The following is a 689-nucleotide window of genomic DNA, read 5'->3' as shown; positions in this document are numbered from 1 at the left end:
AACTTTTCCTACAGCTGACTCAGGAACGTCCCACATCCACTCCATGATGTGATTCCCCTGCACAAAAACTGGCAGGGAGACGCCTCATGCTGCTCTGGCACATCGTGCCCACCTGGCGCGATATCGAGACACGCATCACCGATGAAATGGGCTATCAAGGAGGTGCCCACTTCTGTACTTACCTCAACGAAGCAGTGCCGTCACTGGCCCTCAACCTGCGCCGTGTGGACAGCGTGCGGCGCGCTTTCTACGGGGCCGAATCGAAAGCCGGCCAGCTGCTGCGCCAGCGCTTCGCCGACCTCGATATCAAAAGCATCCTCAACGACCTGCTCGGCGTCGCCGAGCAAATGGCGATGATCGTCGCTGGCACTGCCCTCACCGGCGGCCTGCTCGGCGCCGGCATCGGCGCCTTCGCCGGCGGTGCCGGTGCCGTTCCCGGCGGCGTAGCCGGCACCGCCATCGGCTTCAAGGTCAGCGGCTGGATCCTCGGCGTGCTGGGCATCGCCTCGCTCGCCGAATTCTTCGTCGACGGCTTGCCGCGCATTGGCGAGTACTACCTGCAAGGCATCGGCATCGCCTGGGAAGGCACACGCGGTGAAGAAGGGCTGAACGCGTTCAGCCAGGACAACCCGTATGCCATCGATCAAGCGGCGCATTTCATTGCCACTGGGCATGTGGAAGTGGTGATG

General features: G+C 62.7%; 1 protein-coding gene. It reads left to right on the top strand.

Annotation, left to right across the window (positions count from 1 at the left end; genetic code table 11):
- Positions 1-86: 86 nt before the first annotated feature.
- Positions 87-689: DUF6861 domain-containing protein (locus HU738_RS25765; protein WP_367616191.1), on the top strand; the 603-nt coding region annotated here is incomplete at its 3' end.

Source organism: Pseudomonas vlassakiae (genome assembly GCF_014269035.2).
Taxonomy (GTDB): Bacteria; Pseudomonadota; Gammaproteobacteria; order Pseudomonadales; family Pseudomonadaceae; genus Aquipseudomonas; species Aquipseudomonas vlassakiae.
Note: the sequence above shows the minus strand (reverse complement) of the source record. Positions and strands in the feature narration are given on the sequence as shown.